Origin of the sequence: Streptomyces durocortorensis, assembly GCF_016901035.1 — a bacterium.
Classification (GTDB): domain Bacteria; phylum Actinomycetota; class Actinomycetes; order Streptomycetales; family Streptomycetaceae; genus Streptomyces; species Streptomyces durocortorensis.
In genome coordinates this window covers 2468-9673 of record NZ_JAFEUF010000245.1, presented here as the reverse complement: position 1 = coordinate 9673, position 7206 = coordinate 2468, and the positions used below count along the sequence as shown (strand labels likewise).

Genomic DNA, 7206 nt, shown 5'->3' with positions numbered 1-7206 from the left:
GCCCCCGCCCCACCGCCTCCCGGACCGTGGACGCGGACGGCCTCGCGCTCGCCCCCGGCTTCATCGACATGCACGCCCACAGCGATCTGGCGCTGCTGCGCGACCCGGACCACAGCGCGAAGGCGGCGCAGGGCGTCACCCTCGAAGTGCTGGGCCAGGACGGGATGTCGTACGCCCCGGTCGACGACCGTACGCTCGCCGAGGTCCGGCGCTCCATCACCGGCTGGAACGGCGACGGCTCCGACATCGACTTCGACTGGCGCACGGTCGGCGGCTATCTTGACCGCCTCGACCGCAACTTCGGCGGCCAGGGCATCGCGGTGAACGCCGCCTACCTGATCCCGCAGGGCACGGTCCGGATGTACGCGGTCGGCTGGGACGGCCGCCCCGCCACCGACGCCGAACTGGCCCGGATGAAGGAGCTGGTGGACCAGGGCATGCGCGAGGGCGCGGTGGGCATGTCGTCCGGACTGACCTACACCCCCGGCATGTACGCGGACGACGCCGAACTCACCGAGCTGTGCCGGGTGGTGGCCCGCCACGGCGGCTACTACTGCCCGCACCACCGCAGTTACGGTGCGGGGGCGCTCGAAGCGTACGAGGAGATGGTCCAGCTGACGCACAACGCCGGCTGCGCCCTCCATCTCGCCCACGCCACCATGAACTTCGGTGTGAACAAGGGCAAGGCGCCCGACCTGCTCGCTCTCCTGGACGGCGCGCTCGCCACCGGGGCCGACATCTCGCTCGACACCTACCCGTACACCCCCGGCTGCACCACTCTCGTCGCCATGCTGCCGAGTTGGGCGAGCGAGGGCGGGCCGGAGTCGGTCCTCACCCGGCTCGCGGACCCGGACAGCGCGGAGAAGATCCGGCACCATCTGGAGGTGCTGGGCTCGGACGGCTGCCACGGGGTGCCGATCGAGTGGGACACCATCGAGATCTCCGGCGTGAGCGCGCCGCACCTGGCCGAGTACGTAGGCCGTACGGTCGAGGAGTCGGCACGGCTGCGGGGCGAGGAGCCCTGGGTGACCGCGCGGCGGCTGCTCACCCAGGACCGGCTCGGCACGACGATCCTCCAGCATGTGGGCCACGAGGAGAACGTCCGGCAGATCATGCGCCACCCGGTGCACACCGGCGGCAGCGACGGCATCCTCCAGGGCGACAAGCCGCACCCGAGGGCGTACGGCACGTTCCCGCAGTATCTGGGCCGGTACGCCCGGGAGTTGGGGATCCTCTCGCTGGAGGAGTGCGTCGCCCACCTGACCTCGCGCCCGGCCGCCCGGCTGCGGCTCGCGGACCGGGGCCTGGTGCGCGAGGGCTACCGCGCGGACCTGGTGCTGTTCGATCCGGAGACGGTGGCGGCGGGCTCGACGTTCGAGGAGCCGCGCACGCTGCCGGTGGGCATCCCGCACGTGCTCATCGACGGCCGGTTCGTCATCGAGGACGGCAAGCGGACGTCGGTCCTGGCGGGCAGGGCGGTCCGGGGAGCCGGGGCGACAGCCGCCTGAGAGCTCACGGGTGAGCCGTCCGCCGCGAGGCCCCTACGAAGCATCCGCCGCGCGCTCGGCCGCCCAGGCGAGGTCCTCCTCCGTGGGGGCGTCGTCCTGGGTGAGCGTGCGCCGCCAGTAGCCGCTGAACTCGACGGCGGCCTTCGGCAGTTCGCGGTCCTCGACCAGGTGGCGGCGGAGCGCCCGCACGGCGGACGCCTCGCCCGCCACCCAGGCCGCGTCCACCCCGTCGAGGTCCGCTCCGGCGTCCCGTACGGCTTCCACCAGCGAGCCGCCGAGGTCCCGGTGCACCCAGCGAACCTCGGCTCCCCCAGCGGCGGACGGCAACTCCCGCTCCTCCCCCGCGTCCGCCACCTCCGCGAACACCACGGCCCCGGTCCCGGCGGGCAGCGCCTCCAGCACCGTGGCGATGGCCGGGAGCGCGGTCTCGTCCCCGGCGAGCAGCATCCGGCGGGCGGCGGGCAACGGGCGGGCATAGACGGAGGACGGGCCGACCATGCCGAGGACGTCACCGACCCGGGCCGCCGCACCCCAGCGGGAGGCAGGCCCGCACTCGCCGTGCAGCACGAAGTCGACGGCCATCACGTTGCGTTCGCGGTCGTACGAGCGGACGGTGAAGCTGCGCATCCAGGGCCGCTCCGCCTCCGGGATCCCGAGGTACGCCTCGTACCAGCGCATGCCGTACGGGTCGTCGGCGTCCCGCTCCGGCAGCCGGGGCACGGCCTGCCCGGCGCGCGGCAGACAGAGCTTCATCTGCTGGTCGGGGCGGTCCTCCATGAGCCCGGGCAGCTCGTCGGCCGTGAACCCGACCCTCACCGTGCCGGGGGTGACCCGCTCGACGTCCACGACCCGTACGTACGTGACCGGCAGCGCCTGACCCATGGCGACCCGACCCCTCTCTTGTGGAGCTTGATACCTTACGGCGTAATGAATTACCCGCCGGACGTTACTTTACGTCGTAAGGAGTCGCAAGTGGTGGTCTTCGCCGGGCAGGGTGACCCCCGCCGTTCCCTCTCCCTCCTGTGGCGCGCGGACGCCCCGCCGCCGACCCGGGGCGGCCCGGGGCCCAAGCCCCGGCTGAGCGTGGACGCGATCGTGGCGGCCGCCGTGGCGCTCGCGGACGAGGAGGGGATGGGGGCCCTGTCGATGCGCGCGGTCGGCGACCGGCTCGGGCGCACGGCGATGGCGCTCTACACCTACGTCCCCGGCAAGAGCGAGCTGCTGGACCTGATGTACGACGCCGTCCACGCCGAACTGCCCACCCATGCATCGGACTCGGGCGACTGGCGGGCGGCGCTCACCGCGTGGGCCGGGGAGGTCCTGGAGTTCTACGTACGCCACCCCTGGGTGCTCCAGGTCTCGCAGGCGCGGCCGGTACTGGGGCCGCACGAGTACGCGGGCCTGGACACGCTGGTGATCCTGCTGCGGGCGACCGGGCTCGATGCGGGGGTGTTGCGGCGGCTGGTGGGAACCCTGTTCCCGTTCGTACGGGGTTCGGCGCAGGCGGTGGCCGACGCCAGGCTCGCCGCGGCGGCGACCGGCAGCTCCGACGAGGAGTGGTGGGCGGCGCGCTCGGCGGCCCTGTTGGAGCTGGTCCCGGACTTCGCGGAGCGCTTCCCGGCGGTGAGCGGCCTGGAGGCGGAGGGGCCGGTGGAGCCGTATCCGGGCGAAGGGACCGGGGGCGCCGAGGGCACCGAGGTGGTGCCGTATCCGGAGCGGGAGGCGCGCGAGACGTTCCGGGTGGGGCTCGGGGTGCTGCTGGACGGGATCGAGGCGGCGCGCGCCGGCCGGACCTGACCGTGGCCAGGACCGACCGGCGCGCCCACGGGACTTCAGGCGGCTACGGCTTGGGCAGCGCGCAGCCCTCACGGTTGAGGTCGATCTTGCTGCCGGCCTCGATGCACGGAACCATGTTGTACGTCTGCTGGGCGTAGTTGATGCCCTCGCGGACGGTGACCTCGCCGTTCTCGTCGACCTCGCACGGGTTGTTGTCCGTGCACTCCTGGCCGCTCTCGTTGCCGGTGTTGTTGACGGCGACCACCTTGCCGGTGGCGTCGTCGATCACCGGCGAGCCGGACGTACCGCCGATGGTCTGGCACTCCGGGGTGTAGCGGACCGAGTCCTTCCAGGTCCACCGGCCTTCCTTGAGCTGGTGGACGAAGCCGTCGATGTCGCAGCTGTAGGTGCGCTTCCAGTAGCCGGAGGCGACCGTGATGGCGGTGCCCGCCGTCGGGTGGGCGGTCTCCAGCTCCAGCGCCTGGATGCCGTAGCTGTCCTCGATCTGCTGGTAGGTGGAGGTCGTTTCGTAGAGCGAGAGATCGGTGTCGGTCATCGTGCCGTACGCGATCTTGCTCGCCTTCAGGGTGCCGACTCCGTCGCCCGAGGCGTTGAGCAGCGTGAAGGTCCGAGAGGACGGCTGGTCGACGACGACCTCACCGGGGCCCGGGAAGCCGGACTCCAGGCAGTGCCCGTTGGAGAGCACGAGGGCGGGGTCGGTAGGGGCGGAGTCGGGCGAACGGACCACGGAGCCCGAACAGTTGCTGAGCGCGACGGTCCCGGCGAAGGTCACGGCCTTCGCCGCGGGGCCGGCCTTGGATGCGGTTTCCTGCGTCTGGACCTGCTGTGCGGGTTCGGCTGCGACGACGGGCGCGGCACCGGCTCCCAGGAGCAGGGCTGCAAGAAACGCACCGACGAGAGGCTTGTTCATGTGGGGGGTACCTCCAGTGATGCCAAGGGCCGGAGATCTTCCGGCTTTTGACATGCGCATGTTTGCGCAGATGTCAGGCCATCACAAGGGGTCAATTCCGGCCGCTGCTACGGCTACCGCTTCCCCAGCCCTGCCACGGGCTCGGCAGCGGCTTCCGCGTCGGCCCCCTCCACACCCCGGTAGATGTGGTCGCGCCCCCACGCCCCGAGCGGCTCCAGCGCCGCGTTCAGCGAGAGCCCCAGCGGGGTGAGCGAATACTCCACGCGCGGCGGCACCTCGGCGTACACCTCGCGGTGCACGATGCCGTCGTCCTCCAGCTCCTTGAGGTGGGAGCTGAGCACCTTCTCGGTCACCCCGGGCACGGCCCGGCGCAGCTCACCGAAGCGGCAGGTCTTCTCGTTCAGCGCCCACAGGATGAGCACCTTCCACTTGCCGCCGATCACGTCCATCGCCGCGTCGATCCCGCAGACGAACGCCCCCGGTCTCCGTACGATCCGCTTCATCGTCCGTCCACCCCTCCCCGTCTGCTCGCTATGCACGAGGTAACCACCCACTCCATTGTGCGTACTTGTTGCCTTCGCAGCCTTCGACCAGCCTAATCGGCATGTCCGACAACACCGTTGCCTCCGCCTCGCCCGCCCCTCTCACCCTGCTCGGCCTCGGCGCGATGGGCGCCGCGCTCGCCCGTACCTGGCTCGCCGCCGGACACCCCCTGACCGTCTGGAACCGCAGCCCCGGCAAGAGCGCCGAACTCGCCGCCGCAGGCGCGCGGGTGGCCGCGACGGCGGCCGAGGCGGTGGCCGCGAGCCCGCTCGTCGTCGCCTGCCTCCTGGACGACGCCTCGGTCCGCGCGGCGCTGGCGGAGGCCGATCTCGCGGGCAAGGACCTGGTCGACCTCACCACCTCCACCCCGGGCGAATCCCGCACCCGCGCGGCCTGGGCGAACGAGCGCGGCGCCCGTTTCCTGGACGGCGGGATCATGGCCGTACCGCCGATGATCGGTGTGCCGGAGGCCGGCGGCTACGTCTTCTACAGCGGCTCACGCGAGGTCTTCGACGCCCACCGGGAGGTGCTGGCCGTGCCCGTCGCCACCCGGTACGTCGGGGCCGATCCCGGGTTCGCCGCACTCCACGACGTGGCGCTGCTCAGCGCGATGACCGCCATGTTCGCCGGGGCCCGGCACGCGGCCGCGCTGGTGGCGGACGCCGGGATCGACCGACAAGCGTTCGGCACGCTGGTGGCGGACTGGCTGACGGCGATGGCCCCGGCGACGGCGGCGTACGCGGGCGGGCCCGTGCCCGAGGACCCCACCAGCGCGGCCGTGGCGGAGGCGGGGGACGCGACGCTGCTCCGTACGGCCCGGGAACAGGGCGTCGACACGGCGCTGCTGATCGCGTCGGCGGGCTCGATGGACGGCATCTGACGGCCCTCCCCGCGCCGTTACGGGTCAGGCTTCCGCCGCCGCCCTTCCCTGATCAGGCTTCCGCCACCGCCCTCCCGGGTCAGGCTTCCGCCGCCGCGGCCTCCTTGGCGTACGTGACCGCCTGGAGCAGCGTCAGTCCGGGCTCGGCCTGACGCAGGATCTTGATGGCCTCGACGGAGTCCGCCGGCCCCTCGTGCCCGGCGGCGTCGAGCCGCTGGCGCACCCACCGGCCGCGCAGCTCCGCGTCCGGGCGGGCGGCGGAGTCCTCGGCCAGGGCGAGGGCGCGCTCCAGTCCGGGGCGCTCGGCGTCCGTGGCGGTCTCCAGCGCGCTCCGCAGACCGGCGACGACATCGGGGGCGTCGCGGACGACGAGCACGGCGAGGGGCTGGGGCTTCCGGAACAGGCTCATGATCCACCGCTACCCGGGACAGCGCGGCTCTCACCGGAGTTGAGCAAGATCTGAGCCGCCCCACCGGGTCCGCGTCGGCCCGCCCGCCTCACGACGGCCTCGGTCCAGCGACCGAGCCCCTCCGGTCCCGCACTTAGGTCCCCAGCCGGAGGCGCGCCCGCGCCCCGGCTGCGTACGGTCGGCGTATGACACTCGACCTCGACGCCTACTTCGCCCGTATCGGCTGGACCGGGGAGCCCCGCCCCACCCTGGAGGTGCTGCGGTCCCTGCACCGGGCCCACTTGTCCGGCATCCCGTTCGAGAACCTGGACGCCGTCCTCGGCTCCGCCCCCTCGCTGGCGCTCGACGACCTGGAGGCGAAACTCGTGCGCGGCGGACGCGGCGGGTACTGCTTCGAGCACGGCACCCTCTTCGCCGCCGTCCTGCGGCAGATCGGCTTCTCCGTGACGCCGGTGACGGCCCGCGTGATGCTGGGCGCGGCGCCGGGCGACATCCGGCCGCGTTCGCACATGCTGCTGCAGGTGGACGTGGAGGGTGAGCCGCACCCGTATCTGGCGGACGTCGGCTTCGGGGCGACCGGCGCGCTGCTGGAGCCGATCGAGCTGGTGGAGGGAGCGGAGCTGTTCGACGCCCCGCGCCACCACCGGCTCGTCCACGTCGCGCACGTCGGTCCGCTGCCGACGTGGGAGCTCCAGGCGGACAAGGGCGGCTCGTGGGAGCCGCAGCACACGTTCACCCTGGAACCGTTCGAGGCTCCGGACTACGAGATGATGAACTGGCACGTCGCGACGCACCCGCGCTCGCCGTTCCGGCAGGCGGTGTACGCGCAGCGCACCCGGATCGGCTCGCACCTGGCTCTGGCCGGGCTGGACCTGGTGGAGACGGCCGACGACGGCACGGTGAAGGAGCGGCGGCTCAAGGACGACGACGAGGCGCTGCGGGTCCTGGCGGACGACTTCGGCATCCGGCTCCCGGAGGGCACCCGGCTGCCGGAGTGACCTCCCCCGGCGGCCGGGGCCCCGCCTGCGCCTCCCCGCGTCCGGGCAGGCCCGCGTCCGACCGCCCGCGGCGGCCGTCCTGCGCAGCCGGGCCGGCCCCCGCGTGGCGCATCTCACCCGTCCCGCCCTGTCTTCCATCGCCATGTCCGCCGCCGTAAGCT

The 7206-nt window shown here is 72.9% G+C and carries 8 protein-coding genes; 4 read left to right on the top strand and 4 right to left on the bottom strand.

The annotated features are described in order from the left end of the window. Positions 1 to 1508 (top strand): N-acyl-D-amino-acid deacylase family protein (locus JS521_RS29885; protein ID WP_205086062.1); only part of this gene is annotated, 1508 nt, incomplete at its 5' end. A gap of 33 nt (positions 1509 to 1541) precedes the next feature. On the opposite strand, the gene JS521_RS29880 is transcribed toward JS521_RS29885, so the two are convergent. Continuing rightward, positions 1542 to 2390 (bottom strand): siderophore-interacting protein, encoded by an 849-nt coding sequence (locus JS521_RS29880; protein WP_205086061.1) that lies wholly within the window; start codon positions 2388 to 2390, stop codon positions 1542 to 1544. A 90-nt stretch (positions 2391 to 2480) separates the two neighbouring features. On the opposite strand from JS521_RS29880, the gene JS521_RS29875 reads away from it, so the two are divergent. Continuing rightward, positions 2481 to 3305 carry a TetR/AcrR family transcriptional regulator gene (locus JS521_RS29875; protein WP_205086060.1) on the top strand — a complete coding sequence of 275 codons (825 nt, stop codon included), beginning with the start codon at positions 2481 to 2483 and terminating at the stop codon, positions 3303 to 3305. 43 nt (positions 3306 to 3348) lie between these two features. On the opposite strand, the gene JS521_RS29870 is transcribed toward JS521_RS29875, so the two are convergent. Then, the gene (locus JS521_RS29870) at positions 3349 to 4215 is read right to left on the bottom strand and encodes a S1 family peptidase (RefSeq protein WP_205086059.1); all 867 of its coding nucleotides are present in this window, start codon (positions 4213 to 4215) and stop codon (positions 3349 to 3351) included. Between the two features lie 113 nt (positions 4216 to 4328). Then, positions 4329 to 4718: a winged helix-turn-helix transcriptional regulator gene (locus tag JS521_RS29865; protein ID WP_205086058.1), complete on the bottom strand. Its 390-nt coding sequence runs from the start codon at positions 4716 to 4718 to the stop codon at positions 4329 to 4331. 101 nt (positions 4719 to 4819) lie between these two features. On the opposite strand from JS521_RS29865, the gene JS521_RS29860 reads away from it, so the two are divergent. Further along, positions 4820 to 5638: an NAD(P)-dependent oxidoreductase gene (locus tag JS521_RS29860; protein WP_205086057.1), complete on the top strand. Its 819-nt coding sequence runs from the start codon at positions 4820 to 4822 to the stop codon at positions 5636 to 5638. Between the two features lie 79 nt (positions 5639 to 5717). On the opposite strand, the gene JS521_RS29855 is transcribed toward JS521_RS29860, so the two are convergent. Next, complete coding sequence (locus JS521_RS29855; RefSeq protein WP_205086056.1) at positions 5718 to 6047, bottom strand: hypothetical protein; 330 nt, start codon at positions 6045 to 6047, stop codon at positions 5718 to 5720. Positions 6048 to 6232: 185 nt separating this feature from the next. Here JS521_RS29855 and JS521_RS29850 point away from each other — a divergent pair, with 185 nt between their 5' ends. Then, positions 6233 to 7045, top strand: a complete 813-nt coding sequence (locus tag JS521_RS29850; protein WP_205086055.1) for an arylamine N-acetyltransferase family protein — start codon at positions 6233 to 6235, stop codon at positions 7043 to 7045. Positions 7046 to 7206 lie beyond the last annotated feature (161 nt).